Source organism: Halopseudomonas maritima, from assembly GCF_021545785.1.
Lineage (GTDB): Bacteria > Pseudomonadota > Gammaproteobacteria > Pseudomonadales > Pseudomonadaceae > Halopseudomonas > Halopseudomonas maritima.
Genome location: NZ_CP079801.1, coordinates 3,642,419 through 3,666,772 on the forward strand (window position 1 = coordinate 3,642,419; position 24,354 = coordinate 3,666,772).

Genomic DNA, 24,354 nt, shown 5'->3' on the forward strand with positions numbered 1-24,354 from the left:
TCAGGCGGGGCCGTCATCTATCTACAAGAATGATCCGTGAGGAGACACTCGCCATGACGTCCAACACCGAGACCCCGACTTTCAAGCCGAAGAAATCCGTTGCCCTGAGCGGCACTGCTGCCGGTAACACCGCGCTGTGCACCGTTGGCCGCAGCGGTAACGACCTACACTACCGCGGCTACGACATCCTGGATGTTGCCACCACCTGCGAATTTGAAGAAATCGCCCACCTGCTGGTGCACGGCAAACTGCCGACCGTTGCCGAGCTGGCCGGTTACAAGGCCAAGCTCAAAGCGCTGCGTGGTCTGCCGGCTGCGGTCATGGCTGCCCTCGAGCAACTGCCGCCGTCTGCCCATCCGATGGACGTGATGCGTACCGGTGTTTCTGTTCTGGGCTGCGTTTCCCCGGAGAAGGACGATCACAACCACCCGGGCGCCCGTGACATTGCCGACAAGCTGATGGCCTCGTTCGGCTCCATGCTGCTGTACTGGTACCACTTCAGTCACAACGGCAAGCGTATCGACGTCGAGACCGACGACGATTCCATCGGTGGCCACTTCCTGCACCTGCTGCACGGCGAGAAGCCGCGTGAGTCCTGGGTCCGTGCCATGCACACCAGCCTCAACCTGTACGCCGAGCACGAGTTCAACGCATCGACCTTTACCAGTCGTGTGATTGCCGGCACCGGCTCTGACATGCATTCCTGTATCGCCGGTGCGATTGGTGCGCTGCGTGGTCCGAAGCACGGTGGCGCCAACGAAGTCGCCTTCGAGATTCAAAAGCGCTACGACAACCCGGAAGAAGCAGAAGCGGATATCCGCGCTCGCGTCGAGAAGAAAGAAGTGGTCATCGGCTTTGGTCACCCGGTTTACACCGTCTCCGACCCGCGCAACAAGGTGATCAAGGAAGTGGCTCGCGAACTGTCTGCCGAGCAGAGCAACACCAAGATGTATGACATCGCCGAGCGTCTGGAAAGCGTAATGTGGGAAATCAAGAAGATGTTCCCCAACCTCGACTGGTTCAGCGCCGTCAGCTACCACATGATGGGCGTGCCTACCGCGATGTTCACTCCGCTGTTTGTGATTGCCCGTACCGCTGGCTGGTCCAGCCATGTGATCGAGCAACGCATCGACGGCAAAATCATTCGTCCGAGCGCCAACTACGTCGGCCCAGAGGATGTGCCGTTTGTAGCGCTCAAGGATCGTAAATAACAATGACTACTACCGTGAATAGCCAATACCGTGAACGCCTGGCCGGTACCGATCTGGATTATTTCAACGCCCCTGCGGCGGTGGATGCGATCCAGCCCGGTGCCTGGGCCAAGTTGCCCTACACCTCCCGCGTGCTGGCCGAACAGCTGGTGCGCTGCTGTGACCCGGCGAGCCTGACGGCGTCGCTGGAGCAGCTGATTTACCGCAAGCGTGATCTGGACTTCCCCTGGTACCCGGCGCGCGTGGTGTGTCACGACATTCTGGGTCAGACCGCGCTGGTCGACCTGGCAGGTCTGCGTGACGCCATCGCCGAGAAGGGTGGTGACCCGTCCAAGGTCAATCCGGTGGTACCCACTCAGCTGATTGTTGACCACTCGCTGGCGGTTGAAGCGCCCGGGTTTGACCCGGATGCGTTCGAGAAGAACCGCGCCATCGAAGACCGTCGCAACGAAGACCGTTTCCACTTTATCGAGTGGACCAAGACCGCGTTCAAGAACGTCGACGTGATTCCGGCCGGCAACGGCATCATGCACCAGATCAACCTGGAGAAGATGAGCCCGGTGGTGCAGGCGCGTGGCGGCATTGCCTTCCCTGACACCTGCGTTGGCACTGACTCGCATACCCCGCACGTTGATGCTCTGGGTGTTATTGCGGTTGGCGTCGGCGGTCTGGAAGCCGAAACCGTGATGCTGGGGCATCCGTCGATGATGCGCCTGCCCGATATCGTTGGTGTCGAGCTGACCGGCAAGCGTCAGCCCGGTATCACCGCGACCGACATTGTGCTGGCGATCACCGAGTTCCTGCGTCAGGAGCGGGTTGTCGGTGCTTACGTTGAGTTCTTTGGCGAAGGTGCAGACAGCCTGACCATCGGCGACCGCGCCACCATCTCCAACATGTGCCCGGAATACGGCGCCACCGCCTCGATGTTCTACATCGACGGTCAGACCATCGACTATCTGAAACTGACCGGTCGTGAGCCGGAGCAGGTGGCGCTGGTCGAGACCTACGCCAAGGAGCTGGGCCTGTGGAGTGACGCGCTGAAGACCGCCGAGTACGAGCGAGTGCTGAGCTTTGACCTGGGCAGCGTCGTGCGTAACATGGCCGGCCCGTCTAACCCGCATCGCCGTCTGCCGACCTCGGCGCTGGCCGAGCGGGGCATCTCTGACGAGGCTAAATGGGAATCTGGCAAGGGCGAAGAAGCGCAGGGCCTGATGCCTGATGGCGCAGTAATCATCGCCGCCATCACCAGCTGCACCAACACCTCCAACCCGCGTAACGTAGTGGCTGCAGGCCTGGTGGCCAAGAAAGCCAACGACCTGGGTCTGGTGCGCAAGCCGTGGGTGAAAACCTCCTTCGCGCCGGGCTCCAAGGTCGCCAAGCTGTATCTGGAAGAAGCCGGTCTGCTGCCGGAACTGGAGAAGCTGGGTTTCGGTATCGTTGCCTACGCGTGCACCACCTGTAACGGTATGTCCGGTGCGCTGGATCCGAAGATCCAGCAGGAAATCATCGACCGCGACCTGTACGCCACCGCTGTACTGTCCGGTAACCGTAACTTCGACGGTCGCATTCACCCTTACGCCAAGCAGGCGTTCCTGGCCTCGCCGCCGTTGGTTGTGGCGTACGCCATTGCTGGTACCGTGCGCTTTGATATCGAGCAGGACGTGCTGGGCACCGACAAGGATGGCAACCCGGTCACCCTGAAAGACCTGTGGCCGAGCGACGAAGAGATCGACGCCATTGTCGCCTCCAGCGTCAAGCCGGAGCAGTTCCGCCAAATCTACATTCCGATGTTCGATCTGGGTAGCGTGCAGGAGGCCGAAAGCCCACTGTACGACTGGCGTCCGATGTCTACTTACATCCGTCGCCCGCCGTACTGGGAAGGCGCGCTGGCCAACAAGCCGGCGCTCAAGGGTATGCGCCCGCTGGCGATCCTGCCGGACAACATCACCACCGATCACCTGTCGCCGTCCAACGCGATTCTGATGGACAGCGCCGCGGGTGAATACCTGCACAAGATGGGCCTGCCGGAGGAAGACTTCAACTCCTACGCAACCCACCGTGGTGATCACCTGACTGCCCAGCGCGCCACCCTGGCCAACCCCAAGCTGTTCAACGAAATGGTGTTGAACGACGACGCTAGCGTACGTCAGGGTTCCCTGGCCCGCGTTGAGCCGGAAGGCAAGGTCATGCGCATGTGGGAGGCCATCGAGACCTACATGGAGCGCAAGCAGCCGCTGATCATCGTGGCTGGTGCTGACTACGGTCAGGGCTCGTCCCGCGACTGGGCGGCCAAGGGCGTGCGTCTGGCCGGTGTTGAAGTCATCGTGGCCGAAGGTTTCGAGCGCATTCACCGCACCAATCTGGTCGGCATGGGCGTGCTGCCGGTCGAGTTCAAGCCGGGTACCACCCGCCTGACACTGGGCCTGGACGGCACCGAGACCTACGACATCAAAGGCGAGGTATCGCCGCGCTGCGAGCTGACGCTGGTGATCAATCGTCGCAATGGTGAGGTGGTAGAAGTGCCGGTCACCTGTCGTCTGGACACCGCTGCCGACGTCAGTGTGTACAAGGCGGGCGGGGTGCTGCAGCGCTTCGCCAAGGACTTCCTTGAGTCAGAGCAAGGTTGATCCAGTACCGGGGCGCGTGCGCCCCGGTGTTCTTTTCAGGAGACGTTTTCATGGCTCATGCAGCCCAAGTAAAGATTCCTGCCACCTACATTCGTGGCGGCACCAGTAAAGGCGTGTTCTTCCGTCTGCAGGATTTGCCCGAGCGCTGTCAGGTGCCGGGCGAGGCGCGTGACAAGCTGTTCATGCGCGTGATCGGCAGCCCCGATCCGTACAGTGCGCATATCGATGGCATGGGCGGCGCCACCTCGTCGACCTCCAAGTGCGTGATTCTGTCGAAAAGTAGCCAGCCCGGGCACGACGTCGATTACCTCTATGGTCAGGTCTCGATTGACAGCGCGTTCGTTGACTGGAGCGGCAACTGCGGCAACCTGTCGACCGCCGCGGGTGCCTTCGCCATTCACGCCGGTTTGGTTGATCCGGCGCGTATTCCAGATAACGGCACCTGTGTCGTTCGCATCTGGCAAGCCAATATCGGCAAGAGCATCATCGCCCATGTGCCGATCACCAACGGTGAAGTGCAGGAGACCGGTGACTTTGAACTCGATGGTGTGACCTTCCCGGCGGCTGAAATCGTGCTGGAGTTCCTTGATCCGTCCGACGACGGTGAAGAGGGCGGTTCGATGTTCCCCACCGGCAATCTGGTCGATGACCTGGACGTACCCGGTGTCGGCACCTTCAAGGCAACCATGATCACCGCCGGTATCCCGACCGTGTTCGTCAATGCCGAAGATATCGGCTACCAGGGCACCGAGCTGCGCGAAGACATCAACAGCGATCCGGCCCAGCTGGCACGCTTTGAGCAGATTCGCGTTGCCGGTGCGCTGCGCATGGGGTTGATCAAAACCCCGGAAGAAGCCGCCAAGCGTCAGCACACGCCGAAGATTGCCTTTGTCTCCGCGCCAAAGAGCTATCAGGCCTCCAGCGGCAAGCAAATTGAAGCGGGGGATGTCGACCTGCTGGTGCGTGCACTGTCCATGGGCAAGTTGCACCACGCCATGATGGGCACCTGCGCGGTGGCTATCGGCACGGCGGCGGCGATTCCGGGCACGCTGGTCAATCTGGCTGCCGGTGGTGGTGAGCGCGAAGCTGTGCGCTTTGGTCACCCGTCCGGCTCGCTGCGCGTTGGCGCTGAGGCCAAACAGGTTGACGGTCAGTGGGTTGTCACCAAGGCCATTATGAGCCGCAGCGCGCGTATTCTGATGGAAGGCAACGTGCGGGTGCCGGGCGACGCGTTCTGATGTGCAGACCTCCGCCGCGTGTTAGGCTCGTCCGAGTTTACAGCGCGGTGGAGAGGTAGCATGAATCTGGACTTGTCTGGTCGGCGTGCGCTGATCTGTGGTGGCAGTCAGGGCTTGGGTGAGGCCTGTGCTCGCCAGTTGGCGGAGCAGGGCGCCGAGATCGTCTTGCTGGCGCGATCACTCGATAAACTGCAGGTAGTACGCGATAGCCTTGCCACGCCTCAAGGGCAGCAGCACGCGGTGCTGGCGGTCGATGCAAACGATCGAGCTGCGCTGACGCTGGCGCTGGTGAATGAGCTGGAGCGGGGCGGCCCCATCCATATTTGGCTGAATAACACCGGCGGCCCTGCGCCAGGGCGCGCCTGTGATGCTTCGCCAGATGCCTATGCCGATGCGCTGACCCAGCACGTGGTCAATGCGCAGGCCATTCTCTCGCTGTTGTTGCCCGGTATGCGCGGCGCGGGCTTTGGGCGCATTCTCAATGTGCTCTCTACCTCGGTCAAACAACCCATTGGCAATCTCGGTGTGTCCAATACCGTGCGGGCCGCTGTTGCCAACTGGGCCAAGACCTTGTCGAGCGAATTGGCCGCCGACGGCATTACAGTCAATAACGTCCTGCCGGGGCTGACGCAAACGCCAAGGCTGGATAGCCTGATTGCCGGCGGCGCCAAGGGTAGTGGCCGCAGTGTCGAGCAGGTGGCGCAGGCTATGGCAGCCAGCGTGCCAGTGGGGCGCTTCGCCGAGCCCGCGGAGTTTGCCAATGCGGTCGGCTTTTTGGCGTCGCCAGCGGCGGCCTATATCAACGGCATCAACCTGCCGGTGGATGGCGGTCGCACCGGCAACCTCTGATTGTTGATGTAGAAACGAAAACGCCCGGCAGAAGCCGGGCGTTCTTGTTTGCGCTACTGCGTTTTATTTGTGCAGGTGCTCGCAGGCGTGCAGGGTGTTTTCCAGCAGACAGGCGCGGGTCATCGGGCCAACACCGCCGGGTACCGGGGTGATCCAGCTGGCACGTTCGGCAGCGGGGCCAAACTCCACATCGCCAACCAGGCGGCCGTCTTCCATGCGGTTGATGCCCACATCGATGACGATGGCGCCCGGCTTGATCCACTCACCCTTAACCAGTCCGGGCTTGCCGGCGGCAACTACAACCAGATCGGAGCGGCGTACGTGCTCCTCCAGGCTCTTGGTGAAGCGGTGGGTAACGGTCGTGGTGCAGCCAGCCAGCAGCAGCTCCAGTGCCATCGGGCGGCCAACGATGTTGGAGGCACCAACCACGGTGGCATCCAGGCCGTACAGGTCAACGCCGGTGCTGTTGAGCAGGCGGACGATACCCATCGGCGTGCAGGGGCGCAGCAGCGGCATGCGCTGGGCCAGGCGACCAATGTTGTAGGGGTGGAAGCCGTCAACGTCCTTGTCAGGGCGGATACGCTCCAGCAGCTGGGAGGCGTCCAGGTGAGCCGGCAGCGGTAGCTGCACCAGAATGCCGTCGATTTCGGCATCGTCGTTAAGGCTGTCGATCAAATCGAGCAACGCCTGCTGGCTGGTGGTGGCCGGCAGATCATGCGAGCGGGACAGGAACCCGACTTCTTCGCAATCCTTGCGCTTGTGCGACACATACACCTGAGAGGCCGGGTCGCTGCCGACCAGAATCACCGCCAGGCCCGGCAGACGCTGCCCGTTGTTCTTGCGTTCGGTGACTTTGCTGGCGATATCCTTGCGGAGGTTGGCGGCAATCTGCTTGCCATCGATGAGTTTGGCGTTCATGGGGTTCCTGACGCAGAAAAAAGTGGCGCTATTGTGGCATGCCCAACCCCGCGGAAAAAGGGCATGCGCGGCAGGTTGTCGGAAAACGCCACCGGCTGACGGAGTTCCGGTGTTTCACGGCGTCGGATACTTAACTTGCTCTTGTGATTAAATTTTTTTGATTGCGGCGTTGACGTGGGCGGGCGTGCTCAGTATTATTCGCCCCGCTTCACAAACACAGCGATACCGGTTTGGAAGGCGACCAGGCAACACCGATTACACGTCACAAGGTGATCGGGTGCGTCACCCGCAAGGGCAGCGTATGCAGAGGGCGCCCGTAGCTCAGCTGGATAGAGCATCCGCCTTCTAAGCGGATGGTCGCAGGTTCGAGTCCTGCCGGGCGTGCCATTTGGCAAGGCTGTGTGGTCGAGAAGCATGTAGTGGTGGGCGTAGCTCAGTTGGTAGAGCACAGGATTGTGACTCCTGTTGTCGTGGGTTCGATCCCCATCGTCCACCCCACTATTTTGTAAAAATGCCAGGCCCAGCCTGGCGTTTTTGTTTCAAGCTCCGAATGCGGACGTGGTGAAATTGGTAGACACACCAGATTTAGGTTCTGGCGCCGCGAGGTGTGGGAGTTCGAGTCTCCCCGTCCGCACCATCTTTCAAGCCCTTGGGCTTTGTCGATTTGCTTCCTTATATAGGTCTGACAGCCGCCTCTTGCTTTCTGGTGAGTGCGGCTGTTTTTCTGTTTGTCGCGGCGATGATGACTTCTGCAAATCAAGCGACTAGAATGTCGACCCTTTGGAATTCGCCAAATAACATTTTCTTTGTCTGTTGAACGAGGACTATCCATGCAAGTTTCGGTTGAAACCACTTCCGGCCTCGAGCGCCGCATGACCGTAGGCATTCCTGCCGATCGTATTCAAAACGAGGTCAACAAGCGTCTGCAGCAGACCGCCAAGCGTGCCCGCGTTGATGGTTTCCGTCCTGGCAAAGTGCCGATGAGCGTTATCCGCAAGCGCTTTGGTGCTTCCGCTCATCAGGAAGTGATCGGCGAAGTCATCCAGTCTTCCTTCTATGAAGCGGTCATGCAGGAAAAGCTGAACCCGGCCGGTGCGCCGAGCGTTGAGCCCAAGTCCATGGAAGAAGGCAAGGATTTCGAATACATCGCCACCTTCGAAGTGTATCCGGAAGTTGCTCTGGCCGGTTTTGAAGGTATCAGCGTTGAGCGTCCCGAGTCTGAAGTGACCGACGCTGACGTCGACACCATGCTGGATACTCTGCGCAAGCAGAACACTCGCTTTGAAGCGGTTGAGCGCGCTGCCGAGAACGGCGATCAGGTCACCATCGACTTCGTTGGCAAGATCGACGGTGAAGCCTTCCAGGGCGGCGCTGCCAATGGCACCAACCTGGTTCTGGGCTCTGGCCGTATGATCCCCGGCTTTGAAGACGGTCTGGTCGGTGCCAAGGCAGGTGACAGCCTGACCCTGAATGTGACCTTCCCTGAGGACTATCAGAACCTGGATCTGGCTGGTAAGGCTGCCGAGTTCGAAACCACCGTTCAGGAAGTCGCAGCACCGGCGCTGCCGGAGCTCGACGACGAGTTCTTCGCCCAGTTTGGTGTGACCGAAGGTGGTCTGGACGGTTTCCGCGCCGAAGTTCGCAAGAACATGGAGCGTGAACTGCGTCAGGCAATCAAGACCAAGGTCAAGGCTCAGGTCATGGACGGTCTGCTGGAAAGCAACACTGTTGAAGTGCCCAAGGCGCTGATCAGCAGCGAAATCGACCGTCTGCGTGAGCAGGCCGGTCAGCAGTTTGGTGGCGCCAACTTTGACGTCAGCCAGCTGCCGGCTGAGCTGTTCGAAGAGCAGGCCAAGCGCCGCGTCAGCCTGGGCCTGATTGTTGCCGAAGTGGTCAAGCAGAACGACATCAAGCCGGACAACGATCGCGTTCGCGCCATGGTTGAAGAGCTGGCTTCTGCCTACCAAGAGCCGGAGCAGGTCGTTAACTGGTACTACCAGAACGAGCAACAACTGGGCGAGATTCAGTCGGTTGTGCTGGAAGAACAAGTCGTGGATACTGTGCTGCAGAAGGCGCAAGTGACTGATAAGAAAGTTGCTTATGAAGAGGCCGTGAAGCCGGCGCAACCTGCTCAGGTTGCTGCTGACGAGGCCGAGGAAGCCACTGCAGCCGAGTAATTCGCTGCGGTTTTCCGTCAACGCAAGCCAGCCTTCGGGCTGGCTTGTGCGTTTTTGCGATACGCATATTTGGAGTGACAGGAATCCATGACCCAAAACAGCTTTATGCAGTTGCCCCCAGAAGTGCAGGCCGCCGGCGGCCTGGTCCCGATGGTGATCGAGCAGTCTGCGCGCGGCGAGCGCTCCTACGATATCTACTCCCGGCTGCTGAAAGAGCGCGTGATCTTCCTCGTGGGTCAGGTGGAAGACTATATGGCCAATCTGGTCGTGGCGCAGCTTCTGTTCCTTGAGTCGGAAAATCCCGACAAGGACATTCACCTGTATATCAACTCGCCGGGTGGCTCGGTAACTGCCGGTATGGCGATCTACGACACCATGCAGTTCATCAAGCCCAACGTCAGTACTCTGTGCATTGGTCAGGCGTGCAGCATGGGCGCCTTGCTGCTGGCTGGCGGTGCTGAGGGCAAGCGTTTTTGCCTGCCGCATGCGCGCATGATGATCCACCAGCCGCTGGGTGGCTTCCAGGGCCAGGCCTCGGACATCGAGATCCATGCCCGTGAAATCCTGTTCATTCGCGAGCGTCTGAACAAGGTGCTGGCAGATCACACCGGCCAGCCGCTGGATGTTATTGCACGTGACACCGACCGCGACCGCTTCATGAGCGGCACCGAGGCGGTGGAATATGGTCTGATCGACAAGGTGCTGGAGTCGCGCACCAGCGCCGAGTAAGGCCACAGAGACCGGAACAGGCGCGTTACTGGCCGCTGACGTGCAACTCGTCGTGGCCAGCTGCCGCCGGTACAAGTTTGATCGGGTCGCACTTGCAATGTGGGCATGTTGCCCCCATCTTTGTTACAAGAGCGATTCAAGAGTAGGGGTTTTCGATGACCGATATGACTGGGAAGGGTGACGACAACGGCAAGCTGCTGTATTGCTCCTTCTGCGGCAAGAGCCAGCATGAAGTGCGCAAGCTGATTGCCGGCCCCTCCGTGTTTATCTGCGATGAGTGCGTTGACCTGTGCAACGACATCATTCGCGAAGAAGTACAGGAAAGCCAGGCTGAAAGCAGCCAGCAAAAGCTGCCGACGCCGGTTGAAATCTGCTCGATCCTTGATCAGTACGTGATTGGTCAGCAACGCGCCAAGAAGGTGTTGTCCGTAGCGGTTTATAACCACTACAAGCGCCTCAATCAGCGCCAGGGCAAAGACGAAGTTGAGCTGGGCAAGAGCAACATCCTGCTGATCGGCCCCACAGGTTCCGGTAAGACGCTGCTGGCCGAAACGCTGGCTCGTCTGCTGAATGTGCCCTTTACCATTGCTGACGCCACCACCCTGACCGAAGCCGGTTACGTGGGCGAAGACGTCGAGAACATCATTCAGAAGCTGCTGCAGAAGTGCGATTACGATGTTGAGAAGGCCCAGATGGGGATTGTCTACATCGACGAGATCGACAAGATTTCGCGCAAGTCTGACAACCCCTCCATCACCCGTGACGTTTCGGGCGAGGGTGTACAGCAGGCGCTGCTGAAGCTGATTGAAGGCACCGTTGCCTCGGTTCCGCCGCAGGGTGGTCGCAAGCATCCGCAGCAGGAGTTCTTGCAGGTTGATACCCGCAATATCCTGTTTATTTGTGGCGGCGCCTTTGCCGGTTTGGAAAAGGTTATCCGTGATCGCTCTGAGAAGAGTGGTATCGGCTTCAATGCCAGCGTGCGCAGCAAGGACGCTGGCAAGAAGGTCGGCGACACGCTGAAAGACGTTGAGCCGGACGACCTGGTGCGCTTTGGTCTGATTCCCGAGTTTGTCGGTCGTCTGCCGGTTATTGCCACGCTCAACGAGCTGGATGAAGACGCGCTGATCCAGATTCTGACCGAACCGAAGAACGCGCTGACCAAGCAATACGCTCGTCTGTTCGATATGGAAGAAGTGGAGCTGGAGTTCCGCGCCGACGCACTCAAGGCGATCGCCAGCCGTGCGCTGGAGCGCAAGACGGGCGCCCGTGGTCTGCGTTCCATCCTGGAAAGCGTGCTGCTGGAAACCATGTACGAGATCCCGTCTGCCGAGAACGTCAGCAAGGTGGTTATTGATGAGAATGTCATCAATGGCGATGCCCAGCCGCTGCTGATCTATCAGACGCCGGAACAGCCGCCCAAGGCGGTTCCCGAAGACTGATCCGCGTTAACACAACGCCGCCGCCAGGCGGCGTTGTGCTTTTGTGGCAATTCTGTTTCGGCAATAGCCCCGTCCGCGCTTGTAATTTGTTGGGGCTGCCCCCATCTTGAAAGCATGAACCCGTCCTGTTTCGGTGTTGCCGTTTCGGCCACCCCTCTTCAAGCGAGCCTCTGCCATGACGACTCCCGCTGAATATCCGCTTCTTCCACTGCGCGATGTAGTGGTCTATCCGCACATGGTCATCCCGCTGTTTGTCGGGCGTGACAAATCCATCAAGGCACTTGAATCCGCCATGGCCGGTAATAAGCAGGTGCTGCTGGTTGCCCAGCGCGATGCCAGCGATGACGACCCGAGTCGCGATGGTCTTTACGACGTCGGGACGCTGGCAACCATTCTGCAATTGCTGAAGCTGCCAGACGGTACCGTGAAGGTGCTGGTCGAGGGTGAGCGTCGTGCCCGTCTGGGCAGCCTGGACGACGTTGAGGGCTACCAGAGCGCCGAGATCGAGCTGCTGGAAGAAGGTGGGCTGGACGAGCGCGAATCCGAAGTGCTGGTGCGCAGTCTGATGAGCCAGTTTGAACAATTTGTGCAGCTGGGCAAGAAGGTGCCGGCTGAGGTGGTTTCGTCGCTGTCCAGCATTGATGAGCCCGGGCGCCTGGTCGACACCATGGTTGCGCATCTGTCGCTCAAGCTGGACGAGAAACAGAAAATTCTGGAAATCCTGCCGCTGCGCGACCGCGTTGAGCACGTGCTTGGTGTGCTGGATAGCGAGATCGACCTGCTGCAGGTCGAGAAGCGCATCCGCGGCCGTGTGAAGAAGCAAATGGAGCGCAGCCAGCGTGAGTACTACCTGAACGAACAGATGAAGGCCATCCAGAAGGAGATGGGCAATCTGGACGAGGGTGAGGGCGAGTTCGACGAGCTGCGCCGCAAGATCGACAATGCAGGCATGCCCGAAGAGGCGCTGGCCAAGGCCAACGCAGAACTGGGCAAGCTGAAGATGATGTCGCCGATGTCAGCCGAGGCCACCGTCGTGCGCTCCTACATCGACTGGCTGACCGCCGTGCCGTGGAAAAAGGCCAGCAAGGTGCGACATGACATCGCCCGCGCCGAGAAGGTGCTGGAGAGCGATCATTACGGCCTGGAAGAGGTCAAGGAGCGCATTCTCGAGTATCTGGCGGTACAGAAGCGCGTACGCAAGCTGAAAGGCCCTGTGCTCTGTCTGGTGGGCCCTCCGGGCGTGGGTAAGACCTCGCTGGGTGAGTCTCTGGCGCGCGCCACCAACCGCGAGTTTGTGCGTATGGCGCTGGGCGGCGTGCGTGACGAGGCCGAAATCCGCGGGCACCGCCGCACCTACATCGGCTCGCTGCCTGGCAAGCTGATTCAAAAGATGACCAAGGCAGGCGTTAAAAACCCGCTGTTCCTGCTCGATGAAATCGACAAGATGGGGCAGGACATGCGCGGTGATCCGGCCTCGGCGCTGCTGGAGGTGCTGGACCCCGAGCAGAACCATGCCTTCAACGATCATTACCTGGAGGTCGACTACGACCTGTCAGATGTGATGTTCATCTGTACCTCCAACTCGATGAATATCCCGGCGCCCTTGCTTGATCGTATGGAGATTATTCGTATCCCGGGTTACACCGAGGATGAAAAGATCAACATCGCCCAGCGCTACCTGGTACCCAAGCAGATCAAGAACAACGGTCTGAAGAAGGATGAGCTGACTTTCAGCTTTGAGTCGCTGCGCGACCTGATTCGCTACTACACCCGAGAAGCCGGTGTGCGGGGGCTGGAGCGCCAGATTGCCAAGGTCTGCCGTAAGGTGGTCAAAGAGCAGGCCGCTGAGCGTAAGCCCAAGCCGGTGGTGCTGGATGAGGCGCTGCTGGAGCATTATCTGGGCGTACGCAAGTTCAAGTACGGTCTGGCCGAGGAGGCCGACCAGGTTGGGCAGGTAACCGGCCTGGCGTGGACGCAGGTGGGTGGCGAGCTGCTCAGCCTGGAGGCTGTGGTGGTGCCCGGCAAGGGCCGTCAAATCAAGACCGGGTCGCTGGGTGACGTCATGCAGGAGTCGATCAGCGCGGCGCTTACGGTAGTGCGTAGCCGCTCTGCGAGCCTGGGTATCGCGGCTGATTTTCACGAGAAGCAGGATATTCATATTCATGTGCCTGAAGGGGCTACGCCAAAGGATGGTCCGAGCGCCGGTATCGGTATGTGCACTGCGCTGGTCTCCGCGCTCACGGGGATTCCGGTCCGTGCCGACGTGGCCATGACCGGTGAAATCACCCTGCGCGGGCAGGTGCTGCCCATTGGCGGTTTGAAGGAGAAACTGCTGGCTGCGCACCGTGGCGGGATTCGTACAGTGGTGATTCCTCACGACAATGTGCGTGATCTGAAAGAGATTCCTGAGAAAATTCGCCAAAACATTGATATCAAGCCGGTAAAATGGATTGACGAGGTGTTGCAGATTGCGCTGCAATACCAGCCGGAGCCCTTGAAAGAAGGGGTTGAAGAGATGGTTGCAAAGGATGACAATCGCGAGACTGATGAACAGGGACGCATCAGCACTCATTGATCTGATCCGGGTCGATTGGCGGTTCGCTTCCCTCGGGAAGTAATGCCAATCGGCCTTGAGTCGCTGCAGGCACACTCCTTGACATGGTTTTTGACCGCTTGCTATAAAGCGGCTTCGACCTAAAGCAGGTATGCTGACTGGCCACAGCTTTGCTAAGACCAAAAGCTTACATAATGACTAACTACTCGTTGAACTAAATAAGGGGACTTAGAGTGAACAAGTCTGAACTGATTGATGCCATCGCTGCATCCGCCGATATTCCTAAAGCTGCTGCCGGTCGTGCTCTGGACGCCGTCATCGATTCCGTTACTGGTGCACTGAAGGATGGTGATTCCGTGGTATTGGTAGGTTTCGGTACTTTCGCTGTTAAAGAGCGTGCCGCTCGCACTGGTCGTAACCCGCAGACTGGTCAGCCGATCGAAATCAGCGCAGCCAAGATTCCCAGCTTCAAAGCTGGTAAGGCTCTCAAGGACGCCGTTAACTGATAGCGTCCCTGATCTGATGGCATGTCCGCGCTTGCGCAGATGTGCACGCGGGACCGGAGATCTGGCAGCCTGAGATGGCATCACAATCCGGTTCCGACAGTTAGCAGAAAGGCGCATCACCTCGATGCGCCTTTTTTGTTGGGCAAAACAAAAAGACGACGCCGACCCCGGTGGCCATCCAGAGCCTTAAAGTCGCAGGTAGCAGACAAGATTTCGGGGGCATGATGCTGCAAACAATGAGGGACAATGCGCAAAGCTGGGTCGCCAAGGTGATCGTAGGCGTCATTGTGCTGATTTTCGCGTTGACCGGATGGGAGTCCATCAGCCGCTTCACCAACGATGCCGAAACGGCAGCGGAGGTCAACGGGCAGACTATCACCAAGCTGGAGCTCGAGCAGGCCGTGGCGCAACAGAAGCGTCAACTGGTGCAGCAGCTGCAACAGATGGGCAACCAGTTTGACCCCAGCATGATCGACGATGCGTTTTTGCGCAGCTCGGTGCTCGACGGGTTGATTGAGCGTGCTGTGCTGCTGCAGGGCGCCGAGGACGCCGGTTTTCAGATTTCCGATCAGATGATCGACCAGCTGATCCTCTCCACGCCGGACTTTCAGGTCGACGGCAAATTTGACGCTAATCGCTTCGACGTTGTGATTCGCAACATGGGCATGCCGTCGCGCATGGCCTTCCGCGATCTGGTGCGTCAGCAGATGATGATTACCCAGTACCGCAACGGTTACGAGGCAACAGCCTTTGCGACGCCCAAGGAGCGCCAGCAACTGGTCGCGCTTGAAAATCAGACCCGTGACTTTGCGGTAATCAACGTGCCGGTTGGTGAGGTTGATGCGCAGGTATCTGATGAAGAAGTCGAGACCTACTACAACGACAACGCCAGTCAATTCATGACGCCGGAGCAGGTGGTGTTGGAGACGCTGACACTCAAGCGGGCCAGCTTCTTTGACCAGGTGCAGGTAGATGAACAGGCGGTCGAAGAGCTGTATCAGCGTGAGATTGGCAACCTGGCCGAGCAGCGCCGTGCGTCGCACATTCTGGTAGAGGTGGCTGACGATGACGCCGCTGCCAAGGAAAAAATCGACGCTGCGGCGGCGCGTATTGCCGCTGGTGAAGACTTTGCGGCAGTTGCGGCCGAAGTATCGGAGGATACCGGCAGCTCGCGCGACGGCGGTGATCTGGGCTATATCGTCAAGGGCAGTTTTGATGACGCCTTTGATGATGCGCTCTTCGCTCTGCAGCCCGATGAGGTTTCTGCACCGGTGCGCAGCACCTACGGTTATCACCTGATCAAGCTGACAGATCTCAAGGCGCCGGAGGTCCCGTCATTGGACTCCATGCGCGAAGAGCTGGTGCAAGAGCTCAAGGTGCAGCAGGTGGAGCGCCGCTTTGTCGAGGCTTCGCAGGAGCTGGCTAACCTGGCCCACGAGGCGCCCGACCTGGCTGAGCCGGCCGCAGCGCTGGGTGTCAGTGTCGAGACCCTGGGGCCGGTTGAACGCCTGGGTGGTGAAGGCCTGGCAGCCAACCCCAAGGTCATGAACGCCGCGTTCAGTGAAGATGTGCTGAAGAACGGGTTTAACAGCGAACTGCTCGAGCTGGATGCCGATACCGTTGCTGTTGTTCGCGTCAAGGAGCATCTGGAGCCGTCACAGCGACCGTTGGCTGAGGTGAGTAGCGAGATTCGTGAGCAGCTGGCGTTTGCCAAGGCCGAACAGGCTGCCGCTGAGCGCGCGACCGCGCTGGCCGCTCAACTGCGTGAGCAGACGCTGAGCAGTGATGCTGTAGCCGAGCAGTTGGCCGCCGAGTGGCAACTGCATGAGGCGGCCGCCCGTGCCGAGGGCGACATTGACCCGGCGCTGCTGCGTCAGGTGTTCGCGCTGCCCAAGCCCGCGGCGGACAAGCCTGTCTATGCCAGCATCAAGCAACCGGCCGGTGGCTACTGGCTGGTGTCGCTGCGTGGTGTTGCCACTGCTGCAGATGTGCAGTCAGCGGAGGGCGCGCCGGATCAGTATGCTTTGTTCGTTGCCGGTCAATCTGGCCAACAGGACTTTGCCGCAGCGCAGCAGCAATTGCGCACTGATGCAGATATCGAGCGGCATTGATATCCAGGGCAGTCTGAACAGGAGAGGGCGCTGCGGCGCCCTTTTTTGTGGGCGGGTGTCGCTTGAAGCCCGCGTTGCAGGGCGCCCTCGGGCGCGTGTGTGCGGACAATAAAAAAAGCCGACAGCGCCTCGGGAAGCACTGTCGGCTCAAAATCCAGGCCTTCTCTGGGGGGGCTGCCTGGATGGAGCGGAGCTATTTCAGGGCAAAGCTGTAGCTGAGAATCAAACGGTTTTCATCGATATCGCGGGTGGCGTCGGAGCGAACCATCGCGTTGCGCCAGCGCAGGGCCAGGTTTTTGAAGGTGCCGCTTTGCACCGTGTAGCTGACGTCGATGTCGCGTTCCCACTCGCTGCCTTCACTCCCTGCAACATCAAAGTTGTCACCGCTGATGTAGCGGGTAAAGGCGCTCAGGCCTGGAATTCCGAGGGACGCAAAGTTGATGTCGTAACGTGCCTGCCAGGATTTTTCGTTGGCGCGGGTGAAGTCCAAAATCTGCACGTAGTTGACCACGTAAGGATCGGTTTCGGCCAGATAGGGGAAGGCGGTGTCGCCGTCGCTGTGCTGGTAGCCCAGGCGGAAGGTATGTGCGCCGGTCGCTGCTGACAGGGTCAGTGAGGTCAGTTGGTTGTCGATATCCAGCGGCTGATTGCCGTCATCGCTGGTGTCAAACCAGGCCAGGTTGGCGCCCAGCTTCCAGTCGCCTACCGGTTGGTTATGGATCAGGTTGATCAGGTTCTGGCCGTAGACGTCTTGCAGTTCGCCGCGCCACAGTCCAACGGTAGTGTTCTTGCTGTTGAAGGCATAGCTGCCGCCAAGGAAGTTGAAGCGATCCGAGGCCCCGCCAACGGTTGAGCGGATGTCTTCGCGGTTGCTGCTGTTGCGGTAGTTCACTTCGCGCAGTTGGCCGGCTTGAATGTCCAGGTTCTCGATTTCATTGATCGACAGGCTGGCCCCGGTGAAACTCTGCGGCAACAGGCGAGAGTCGCCGGAGCTAACGACCGGCAGTTTCGGCATCAGGCCGCCGACCTTGAGCACCGTGTCGGAAATGCGTGCTTTGACGGCCGCGGTGGCCTCGCTGTAGCTGTCTTTACCTTCGTCGCCAAAGCTGTTGGGCAGCAAGCCAGAGCCGGCGCGCTGGTCGTCTGAGTCCAGCTTCAGGCCGAGGCCTGCGTAGACATCGACACCAAAGCCGATGGCGCCTTGGGTGTAACCGGATTCGGCCTTGAAGATAAAGCCTTGCGCCCATTCTTCTGCCTTGGACTGGGCTCCGGGGTCGCGGAAGTCGCGGTTGAAGTAGAAGTTGCGCAGTTGCAGTGTGGCAGTGGCATCGTCGGCAAAGCCGGCTGCTTGGGTCTGACCGCAGGCCAGGGTTGCAGCAATGGCGAGCGCAAGGGGCGTCACATGCTTCATTGTTATTCTCCTGATGTGATTGGGTGGCGCGGAGAAAATAAAGCACGCAGCCGGTAGCATGACCTTACGACCATGGTCTTACTGTCATTAAAGTGTCTTCTAAGGGATGTCGGCAAAAGCCCGATCTTGAGCGGCGGCGCTGCCGTAGTGGAGCGCCGCAGTACTTTAGTCTAATACGCTTCAGGACATGCCGTTGGTGAAGGCCGGGTTGCTCATGTCAATCTCCGCCCGTATGCCTGCCAGTGCGCGGCTGTAGTGCAACAGCACGTCGAGGTTGTAGCTCAACCGCTGACGCAGGCGCTGGTCGGCCTCGGATTCGGGTTGTTCGCCGTTAAGCACGTGATTCACGTCGCGCACGATCAGGTGCTCGGGGATATAGCACAAGCGGCAGTTCTTGTAGCTGGAGGCGCGCAATTCGCTGATGGGAAAGGCGCCCCCCACTCCAGCAGAAATGCCGCCCAGCATGGCGGGTTTATGAGCCAGTTGCGCCTTGGTTGCATAAAGGAAGAAGTTCTTGATGGCCGGACAGGCCATGCCGTGCCATTCCGGCGCCAGTACTACCAGGGCGTCGGCGGCGGCCAGGCGCTTTTCGTAGTCAGCCCAGGGGCTGGGGCTGTCGTCGGGCCACAGTGGCAGGGGGTGTTCGCCCAGGTTGATCAGGTCCACGGATTCGCTAGTCAGACCATGCGCGGTTATCAGCTGTTGCTGAATGAAGCGCGCAACCTTGGCAGTCTGGCTGTCGGGCCGGCCGCTGCCGGAAATGATGACGATGTTCTGCATGCAAGCTCCTGTTGAGTTCTCTAAGGTCACTGTACCCCATCGCTGCGGCCGCCGCCTTTGGTCAGCGCCTTTTGACAGGGCTGGGCGAGTGGGGCAGAGTACGCGCCCTTCGGGGCGCTGTCGTGGCGCTGATGCCGGTAGTGGCCCTTTTGGCCATGCGCTAGGAGAATCAACGATGAATGCTGTAGTCGCGGCCGTGGCCGTAATGCTGGTCCTGAGCCTGTGCCGGGTGCATGTGGTGGTGGCGCTGATTGTCGGCGCTCTGACCGGCGGATTGCTTGGCGGCATGGGGCTGGAGAATACGCTGAGCACTTTTCAGGCGGGACTGGGCAAGGGCGCCAATATTGCCCTGAGCTACGCGCTGCTTGGCGCCTTTGCCGTGGCAATTGCCAAGTCGGGCCTGGCGCATGCGCTGGCTGACAAGGGGCTGGCGCTGGTCGACAGTCGCCGCGATAGCGGTAGCGGCCTGCTCAAGCTGATGATGCTGCTGGTGTTGCTGGCGGTGGCCATTTCCTCCCAGAACATTCTGCCGATCCACATCGCCTTCATCCCACTGCTGGTGCCGCCGCTGCTGTTTGTCATGGCGCGTCTGCGCCTGGATCGCCGTGCGGTGGCCTGCGTACTGACCTTCGGCCTGATTACCCCCTACATGTTTTTGCCGGTGGGCTTTGGCGGTATTTTCCTCAACGATATTCTGCTGGCCAACGTAGCTGACAGCGGCGCGCAGATTGATGGGATCAACGTCATGCATGCCATGGCGCTGCCAGCATTGGGCATGTTGTGCGGCCTGCTGGTCGCGGTGCTGGTCAGCTATCGCAAGCCGCGAGACTACGATCAGAGCCTGATCAGCGAAGTGGAGCGCACCGGTACCCGGTACAACAGCTTGTCGCTGCTGGTCGCGTTGGTAGCGGTGGCGGCGGCATTCGTCATTCAGCTGTGGCTGGACTCGATGATCATGGGGGCGCTGGCCGGGTTTGTGATCTTCTCGCTCTCGGGTGTCGTGCGCTGGCGTGAGGCGGACGACGTCTTTACCGAAGGCATGAAGATGATGGCCATGATCGGCTTCATCATGATCGCTGCGGCGGGTTTTGCTGAAGTCATGCGCGAAACGGGCGCCATCCAGACACTGGTAGACAGCTCGGCAGCAATGATCGGCGACAACCGTGCGCTGGCCGCACTTTTGATGCTGCTGGTGGGGCTCCTGATCACCATGGGCATCGGTTCATCCTTTTCGACCATTCCGATCATAGCGGCCATTTATGTGCCGCTGGCCATGCAGCTGGGCTTTAGCCCGGCAGCTATCGTGGCACTGGTGGGTACTGCGGCGGCCTTGGGTGATGCAGGTTCTCCGGCGTCGGATTCGACCCTGGGGCCGACTGCTGGCCTGAACGTTGACGGTCAGCACAACCATATCTGGGATACCGTCGTGCCAACCTTCCTGCATTACAACTTGCCGTTGATCGTGTTCGGCTGGGTGGCGGTGATGGTGCTCTGAGACGCACCGCGGGTGGCCACGGATACTAAAAAGCCCTGCCAGCTGAGCTGAGCAGGGCTTTTTTACGCGCTTTGATCAGGCTCAGACCTTGAAGCGCTTCACCAGCTCGTCGATCTGCCGGCCCAGGCTGGCCAGGTGTTGACCTGCCTGCGCGGTTTCACGGGCGCCGTCAGTGGTTTCGCGGGCCAGTTCGGCCGCTTCAGTCACGTTGCGGTTGACGTCCTCAACCACAGTGGACTGCTGCGTAGTGGCGCTGGCGATGGAGGCGTTCAGGGCCACCAGCTGCTGCATTGACTGGGCAATCTGCTCCAGTGCTGCGCCTGCCTCGTTGACTTGCTCGACGCTCGCCTGCGAATGGCGGCTGCTCTCGTTGATCACGCCGACCACCGTTTGGGTGTTGGTCTGCAGCTTGCTGATCATGTTGTGGATTTCTTCGGTGGACTGCTGGGTGCGCTGCGCCAGGTTGCGCACTTCGTCAGCGACCACGGCAAAGCCTCGACCCATCTCGCCAGCCCGTGCTGCCTCAATCGCAGCGTTCAGGGCCAGCAGGTTGGTCTGCTCGGCGATGTTGCGAATGACATCCAGCACCGAGGTGATTTCCTGGGCATCGCTGGAGAGGGTTTCCATATGCTCGACGGCGGTGGTAACGCTCGTCGACAGCTGGTTGATTTCGCCAATCGTGCGCTCGACCTGTGCGCGACCGTTGTCGGCGCCCTGGTTGGCCTTCTCGACTTCCTCCGCGGCGGCGTTGGCGTTCTGAGCAACATCCTGCACGCCATAGGTGATCTCGTTGATCGCGGTGGCCATCAACTCCATGCGCTCGGACTGTCGCGTCATGTCACGCAGGCTGTTATTGCTGATCTGGTCCAGCTGATGGCTGGAGCTGATCAACTGCCGGGCGCTGTCACCCAGCTGCTGGATGATGTCGCTCAAGTTGCGGTTGAAACGGTTGAAGTAATGCGCAATCTGCGACAGCTCATCGCGTGCCTCGTCATCCAGGCGTCGAGTCAGGTCTGCCTCGCCGCTGGCAACGTCGCGCATGGCGTTGACTACCTTGTCGAGCGGCTGAGAAATGCTGCGGCCAATGATGAACAACAGCAGGAACATTGCCAGGATCACCACGGCGCTAAGCACCACAGAGTTGATGACCGCCGAGCGGAATTTGGCCTGCATGGCATCAACGTAGATACCCGTACCCACCATGTAATCCCAGGGTTTGAAGAGCTTGAAGGCGGCAATCTTGGCGGAGCCGTCCTCTTCGCCCGGCTTGGGCCAGGAGTACTCGAAGCTGGCGCTGCCCTTGGAACGCGCTAGTTGAACCATTTCGGAAATGACGTTGACGCCGTCCTCGTTCTGCATGGTGGTGAGGTCGGTGCCGACGGTCTGCGGCGCCAGCGGGTGCATGATCATGATGTTATTCATGTCATTGACCCAGTAATACTCATTACCGCTGTAGCGCAGGGAGGAGAGGGCGTCGAGCGCCTCCTTGCGGGCCTGCTCGCTGGTCAGCTCGCCATTCAGCTCCTTCTGGTGATAGAAAACCATCAGGTCGTGGGCCACTTGCACCAGATGCGTTGCCTTGGTGATTTCGGCTTCTCGGATTTCTTTGTGCAGGTGCGAGAGCGACAAGCCTTCTGCGGTCAGGGTACTGACCAATGCAATAATCAGGATCAGCCAGATCCGCTGGCTGATTCGAATGTTGCGCAACAGCTTCATGTACAACCTCCACCCGCTGAATGTGATGTTTCTTGTTATGTGTTTGGCTGACACCGTGCCGGCAGCGAGGTGCTGGCGTGGTGTGCGTGTCCAGTGTGTCGGCTGATGCTGTCAAAACCTGAGCGGTATTTTCCCGTCACCCGTGATGGCGATTTGACTTCAAGTGCGCAGGGCTTGCAAGTAACAATCGGTTTCTGTGATCTTTTCTCATAAAACAGAACGCGTGTTTTCGCCTTGGCACTGGTATAAAGGCGTCCTGCGCCGTCACTGTGACGGCTTCATCCGCTGTTTGGCAGACAAGGGTTTCTCATGCAGTCATTTTTCAAGGTGGTTGGTCTGTGCTCGGCTTTGCTGGGCACCGTTACGCTCAGCACGCTGGCCCAGGCGGATGGCGCCCCGGCTCCACGGGTTGTCGGCTGGATTGAAAAGGGGTTGATCCTGCCCGAGTACACGGCGGTCAAGATCAAGGTGGACTCTGGCGCGCTGACCTCATCCATGCATGCGGTCAACCTGGAAGAGTTTGAGTACAAGGGCAATGACTGGGTGCGCTACGACGTGCCGGTTGAAGATGTTGATACGGGTGAAGAAATCACCATGCACTTTGAGCGGCCGGTCTACCGCCGAATTCTGGTGCGTGGCGCCGGTGGCTCGGAGCGTCGGCCGGTGGTGAAAATGTCTATTTGCATGGGCGATCAGGTCTACGAGGAACAGTTTTCCCTGCGCGACCGTGGCGACATGAATTACCCGGTGCTGATCGGGCGGCGCACCATCGAGCACATTGGCCTGATCGATGTGTCCGAGACGTTCATGCACAAACCCAGCTGCTCCGAAGCTCAACATGATCAGGAGCGCCGTCGTCAGCAGCAGCGCGAGCGGGACGGTGCTGGTAACGATGCGGCAGAGGCTGCCGAGGAATCGGACGCCTGATGCAAAAAGGGGCTGCCCAATCCGGCAGCCCCTTTTGCTTTGCTGTTGCCTGTTACCACATCAGATCATCAGGGATCTGATACGCGGCGTAGGGATCATCCTCGTCCACCGCCTGCTTGCTGACCTCGGCAACGTGCACAGGCCAGTGCGGCGCGCGCTCGCGCACTTTTTCGGCTACTTCCAGCGGGATGAGGACGAAACCACCCGACAGGCGGGTGATGCCCAGGCGGCCGCGGCTGAGCAGGCCAAACTGCTCTTCGGTGACGTGAATCTTCTTGATCTTGTTCTTGGCGACAAACTGATAGGGCGTTTCGCCGCCGGTGCGCTCGATAACCGCCTGTTCGATCATCTGCTTTGCCTGCGCTTCGGCCGCCTTGCGTGCAGCCTCCGCTTCGCGTTGCTGGTTCAGCTCGCGGTCACGGGCCGCTTTCTGATCGCGCGCCTGCTGCGCGCCACTGGGGCTCTTTTCGCCGGCTGGCTGAGCCTTGGCTTCTTTTTTCTTGGCGCGCTGCGCCTGCTTGAGTTTCTTCTCATCGACCAGTCCGGCCTTGAGCAGTTGAGCTTGCAGTGAGTTGACCATGGGTTGTCACAATCGTCGTGATGGTGGCGCAGTGGGGCGCGCCGGGTTTGACAGCATGCCAGCGAGCTGGCGTTGAAAGGCGCCTAGTCTAACAGGCCGCTGCAAAACTATCTGCGTTGGCGCGATAGGCAGGTGCGCCGCTTCAGCGCGCGTCGTCTTCGGCTTCCTCGCGGCGCAGCTGCGCCTCGCGCTCCTTGACCTTGGCTATGGTTTGCGGGCTGACCCGATTGCTGCCGGCGTTGTCGCGCAACAGCAACAGGCTGCCGACGATGCTACCGAGGGCCAGAGCGATGAACAGCCAGCCGTACCAGGGCATGGTGCTACTCCTAATCAGGGTGAGCATTCATGATGCGCGGCCCCCGGGTCGATGGCAAGGCCGGATCAGGCGCGCAGTGACTGGTTGAGCATCAGCATGGTGTAGTCCAGCAACTGCTCGGCAGCCGGCTGTCCGGCCAGAGACGCGTCTTCTTGCTGGCGGGTTTGCAGGATCACGCCATGCAAGGCGCCGCGCAGATAGTAGGCGGTCAACGTCGGGTCGGCCACGCGCTCGCGGCTCAGGCTGCCATCGGCGACCCCTGTTTGCATGGATTCGACCATGCAGCCCATCGCCAGCTCGCTGCAGGCGCTCAGCTCCGCGGTCTGTTCATCACTGTCCATAAGGTGCGCGAAGGTGCTGGCGTTGGTCAGCACGTCAAAGTAGTTGGGCTGCTCAAGGCTGAAACGGTAATAGCTCCGGCCCATGCGCTCAAGCTGCACCAGGCCGCTACCACCGGCTGCTTGGGCCGCCTGAAACGCGGACAGCAGGGCGTAGCCGGCCCGCAGCATAACACCGCGCATGATGGCGGCCTTGTCCTTGAAATAAACGTAGAGCAGGGCGCGACTTAACTGGGCGCCCTTGGCGATCTCATCCATTGAGGTGCGCTCATAACCCTTGCTGAAAAAGCACTGCTCGGCGCTGTCCAGAATGCTCTCACGGCGCTCCTGTTTTTCTCGTTCACGACGCTCTACCGAATTCATCTGTGTTCCTGCTGTGGATTTAAAAACAGTCTGCCAGATATTGACAAAGTGTCAATAATTGACAGATTG

19 protein-coding genes and 3 tRNA genes are annotated in these 24,354 nt (G+C 59.7%); 15 read left to right on the forward strand and 7 right to left on the reverse strand.

The window, feature by feature from the left end; all coding sequences use genetic code 11:
• Positions 1 to 53 precede the first annotated feature (53 nt).
• From prpC to HV822_RS16890, 4 genes are read left to right on the forward strand one after another with little or no spacing between them, the layout of a single operon-like run.
• Positions 54 to 1,211 (forward strand): bifunctional 2-methylcitrate synthase/citrate synthase, encoded by a 1,158-nt coding sequence (prpC, locus tag HV822_RS16875; RefSeq protein WP_238871426.1) that lies wholly within the window; start codon positions 54 to 56, stop codon positions 1,209 to 1,211.
• 2 nt (positions 1,212 to 1,213) lie between these two features.
• A complete protein-coding gene (gene acnD / locus HV822_RS16880; protein ID WP_239031116.1) occupies positions 1,214 to 3,838 on the forward strand; it encodes a Fe/S-dependent 2-methylisocitrate dehydratase AcnD in 2,625 nt (874 codons plus the stop codon).
• 50 nt (positions 3,839 to 3,888) lie between these two features.
• Positions 3,889 to 5,076 carry a 2-methylaconitate cis-trans isomerase PrpF gene (prpF, locus tag HV822_RS16885; RefSeq protein ID WP_238871427.1) on the forward strand — a complete coding sequence of 396 codons (1,188 nt, stop codon included), beginning with the start codon at positions 3,889 to 3,891 and terminating at the stop codon, positions 5,074 to 5,076.
• Positions 5,077 to 5,136: 60 nt separating this feature from the next.
• On the forward strand, positions 5,137 to 5,925 hold the full coding sequence (locus HV822_RS16890) for an SDR family oxidoreductase (protein ID WP_238871428.1): 789 nt from the start codon (positions 5,137 to 5,139) through the stop codon (positions 5,923 to 5,925).
• 63 nt (positions 5,926 to 5,988) lie between these two features.
• Here HV822_RS16890 and folD read toward each other — a convergent pair whose 3' ends face one another.
• Positions 5,989 to 6,843 (reverse strand): bifunctional methylenetetrahydrofolate dehydrogenase/methenyltetrahydrofolate cyclohydrolase FolD, encoded by an 855-nt coding sequence (gene folD, locus HV822_RS16895; protein ID WP_238871429.1) that lies wholly within the window; start codon positions 6,841 to 6,843, stop codon positions 5,989 to 5,991.
• Between the two features lie 310 nt (positions 6,844 to 7,153).
• Between folD and HV822_RS16900 the strand changes: the two genes are divergently transcribed.
• The 9 genes from HV822_RS16900 to HV822_RS16940 all read left to right on the forward strand — a co-directional run bounded on the left by HV822_RS16900 (position 7,154) and on the right by HV822_RS16940 (position 16,359).
• Positions 7,154 to 7,230 (forward strand) — tRNA-Arg (locus HV822_RS16900).
• Positions 7,231 to 7,265: 35 nt separating this feature from the next.
• Positions 7,266 to 7,341 (forward strand) — tRNA-His (locus HV822_RS16905).
• A 54-nt stretch (positions 7,342 to 7,395) separates the two neighbouring features.
• A tRNA-Leu gene (locus HV822_RS16910) sits at positions 7,396 to 7,480 on the forward strand.
• Between the two features lie 193 nt (positions 7,481 to 7,673).
• Complete coding sequence (gene tig, locus HV822_RS16915) at positions 7,674 to 9,020, forward strand: trigger factor (protein ID WP_238871430.1); 1,347 nt, start codon at positions 7,674 to 7,676, stop codon at positions 9,018 to 9,020.
• 87 nt (positions 9,021 to 9,107) lie between these two features.
• A complete protein-coding gene (clpP, locus tag HV822_RS16920) occupies positions 9,108 to 9,749 on the forward strand; it encodes an ATP-dependent Clp endopeptidase proteolytic subunit ClpP (RefSeq protein ID WP_083724167.1) in 642 nt (213 codons plus the stop codon).
• A gap of 155 nt (positions 9,750 to 9,904) precedes the next feature.
• A complete protein-coding gene (clpX, locus tag HV822_RS16925; protein ID WP_238871431.1) occupies positions 9,905 to 11,188 on the forward strand; it encodes an ATP-dependent Clp protease ATP-binding subunit ClpX in 1,284 nt (427 codons plus the stop codon).
• A 175-nt stretch (positions 11,189 to 11,363) separates the two neighbouring features.
• Positions 11,364 to 13,763 (forward strand): endopeptidase La, encoded by a 2,400-nt coding sequence (gene lon, locus HV822_RS16930; protein WP_238871432.1) that lies wholly within the window; start codon positions 11,364 to 11,366, stop codon positions 13,761 to 13,763.
• A 212-nt stretch (positions 13,764 to 13,975) separates the two neighbouring features.
• Positions 13,976 to 14,248: a nucleoid-associated protein HU-beta gene (hupB, locus tag HV822_RS16935; RefSeq protein ID WP_065336085.1), complete on the forward strand. Its 273-nt coding sequence runs from the start codon at positions 13,976 to 13,978 to the stop codon at positions 14,246 to 14,248.
• A gap of 224 nt (positions 14,249 to 14,472) precedes the next feature.
• Positions 14,473 to 16,359 (forward strand): SurA N-terminal domain-containing protein, encoded by a 1,887-nt coding sequence (locus tag HV822_RS16940; protein ID WP_238873643.1) that lies wholly within the window; start codon positions 14,473 to 14,475, stop codon positions 16,357 to 16,359.
• 193 nt (positions 16,360 to 16,552) lie between these two features.
• Here HV822_RS16940 and HV822_RS16945 read toward each other — a convergent pair whose 3' ends face one another.
• Complete coding sequence (locus HV822_RS16945; protein WP_238871433.1) at positions 16,553 to 17,770, reverse strand: OprD family porin; 1,218 nt, start codon at positions 17,768 to 17,770, stop codon at positions 16,553 to 16,555.
• Between the two features lie 180 nt (positions 17,771 to 17,950).
• Entirely contained in the window at positions 17,951 to 18,550 is a 600-nt protein-coding gene (locus HV822_RS16950; RefSeq protein ID WP_238871434.1) for an NADPH-dependent FMN reductase, read from the reverse strand.
• A gap of 175 nt (positions 18,551 to 18,725) precedes the next feature.
• Here HV822_RS16950 and HV822_RS16955 point away from each other — a divergent pair, with 175 nt between their 5' ends.
• A complete protein-coding gene (locus HV822_RS16955) occupies positions 18,726 to 20,045 on the forward strand; it encodes a Na+/H+ antiporter family protein (protein WP_238871435.1) in 1,320 nt (439 codons plus the stop codon).
• An 81-nt stretch (positions 20,046 to 20,126) separates the two neighbouring features.
• Here the strand turns inward: HV822_RS16955 and HV822_RS16960 are convergent, their stop codons facing one another.
• A complete protein-coding gene (locus tag HV822_RS16960; RefSeq protein WP_238871436.1) occupies positions 20,127 to 21,761 on the reverse strand; it encodes a methyl-accepting chemotaxis protein in 1,635 nt (544 codons plus the stop codon).
• Positions 21,762 to 22,070: 309 nt separating this feature from the next.
• Here HV822_RS16960 and rloA3 point away from each other — a divergent pair, with 309 nt between their 5' ends.
• On the forward strand, positions 22,071 to 22,688 hold the full coding sequence (gene rloA3, locus HV822_RS16965) for a retropepsin-like aspartic peptidase RloA3 (protein ID WP_238871437.1): 618 nt from the start codon (positions 22,071 to 22,073) through the stop codon (positions 22,686 to 22,688).
• Positions 22,689 to 22,740: 52 nt separating this feature from the next.
• Here rloA3 and HV822_RS16970 read toward each other — a convergent pair whose 3' ends face one another.
• From HV822_RS16970 to HV822_RS16980, 3 genes are all read right to left on the reverse strand, one after another.
• Entirely contained in the window at positions 22,741 to 23,268 is a 528-nt protein-coding gene (locus HV822_RS16970; RefSeq protein WP_238871438.1) for a DUF2058 domain-containing protein, read from the reverse strand.
• A 142-nt stretch (positions 23,269 to 23,410) separates the two neighbouring features.
• Positions 23,411 to 23,584, reverse strand: coding sequence for a DUF2897 family protein (locus HV822_RS16975; protein ID WP_238871439.1), 174 nt, complete (start codon positions 23,582 to 23,584; stop codon positions 23,411 to 23,413).
• 65 nt (positions 23,585 to 23,649) lie between these two features.
• Entirely contained in the window at positions 23,650 to 24,285 is a 636-nt protein-coding gene (locus tag HV822_RS16980; protein WP_238871440.1) for a TetR/AcrR family transcriptional regulator, read from the reverse strand.
• Positions 24,286 to 24,354: the final 69 nt, after the last annotated feature.

Coding starts and splice junctions, on each gene's coding strand:
- prpC (WP_238871426.1), top strand. CDS start 54: ATGACGTCCAACACCGAGACCCCGACTTTCAAGCCGAAGAAATCCGTT.
- acnD (WP_239031116.1), top strand. CDS start 1,214: ATGACTACTACCGTGAATAGCCAATACCGTGAACGCCTGGCCGGTACC.
- prpF (WP_238871427.1), top strand. CDS start 3,889: ATGGCTCATGCAGCCCAAGTAAAGATTCCTGCCACCTACATTCGTGGC.
- HV822_RS16890 (WP_238871428.1), top strand. CDS start 5,137: ATGAATCTGGACTTGTCTGGTCGGCGTGCGCTGATCTGTGGTGGCAGT.
- folD (WP_238871429.1), bottom strand. CDS start 6,843: ATGAACGCCAAACTCATCGATGGCAAGCAGATTGCCGCCAACCTCCGC.
- tig (WP_238871430.1), top strand. CDS start 7,674: ATGCAAGTTTCGGTTGAAACCACTTCCGGCCTCGAGCGCCGCATGACC.
- clpP (WP_083724167.1), top strand. CDS start 9,108: ATGACCCAAAACAGCTTTATGCAGTTGCCCCCAGAAGTGCAGGCCGCC.
- clpX (WP_238871431.1), top strand. CDS start 9,905: ATGACCGATATGACTGGGAAGGGTGACGACAACGGCAAGCTGCTGTAT.
- lon (WP_238871432.1), top strand. CDS start 11,364: ATGACGACTCCCGCTGAATATCCGCTTCTTCCACTGCGCGATGTAGTG.
- HV822_RS16940 (WP_238873643.1), top strand. CDS start 14,473: ATGCTGCAAACAATGAGGGACAATGCGCAAAGCTGGGTCGCCAAGGTG.
- HV822_RS16945 (WP_238871433.1), bottom strand. CDS start 17,770: ATGAAGCATGTGACGCCCCTTGCGCTCGCCATTGCTGCAACCCTGGCC.
- HV822_RS16950 (WP_238871434.1), bottom strand. CDS start 18,550: ATGCAGAACATCGTCATCATTTCCGGCAGCGGCCGGCCCGACAGCCAG.
- HV822_RS16955 (WP_238871435.1), top strand. CDS start 18,726: ATGAATGCTGTAGTCGCGGCCGTGGCCGTAATGCTGGTCCTGAGCCTG.
- HV822_RS16960 (WP_238871436.1), bottom strand. CDS start 21,761: ATGAAGCTGTTGCGCAACATTCGAATCAGCCAGCGGATCTGGCTGATC.
- rloA3 (WP_238871437.1), top strand. CDS start 22,071: ATGCAGTCATTTTTCAAGGTGGTTGGTCTGTGCTCGGCTTTGCTGGGC.
- HV822_RS16970 (WP_238871438.1), bottom strand. CDS start 23,268: ATGGTCAACTCACTGCAAGCTCAACTGCTCAAGGCCGGACTGGTCGAT.
- HV822_RS16975 (WP_238871439.1), bottom strand. CDS start 23,584: ATGCCCTGGTACGGCTGGCTGTTCATCGCTCTGGCCCTCGGTAGCATC.
- HV822_RS16980 (WP_238871440.1), bottom strand. CDS start 24,285: ATGAATTCGGTAGAGCGTCGTGAACGAGAAAAACAGGAGCGCCGTGAG.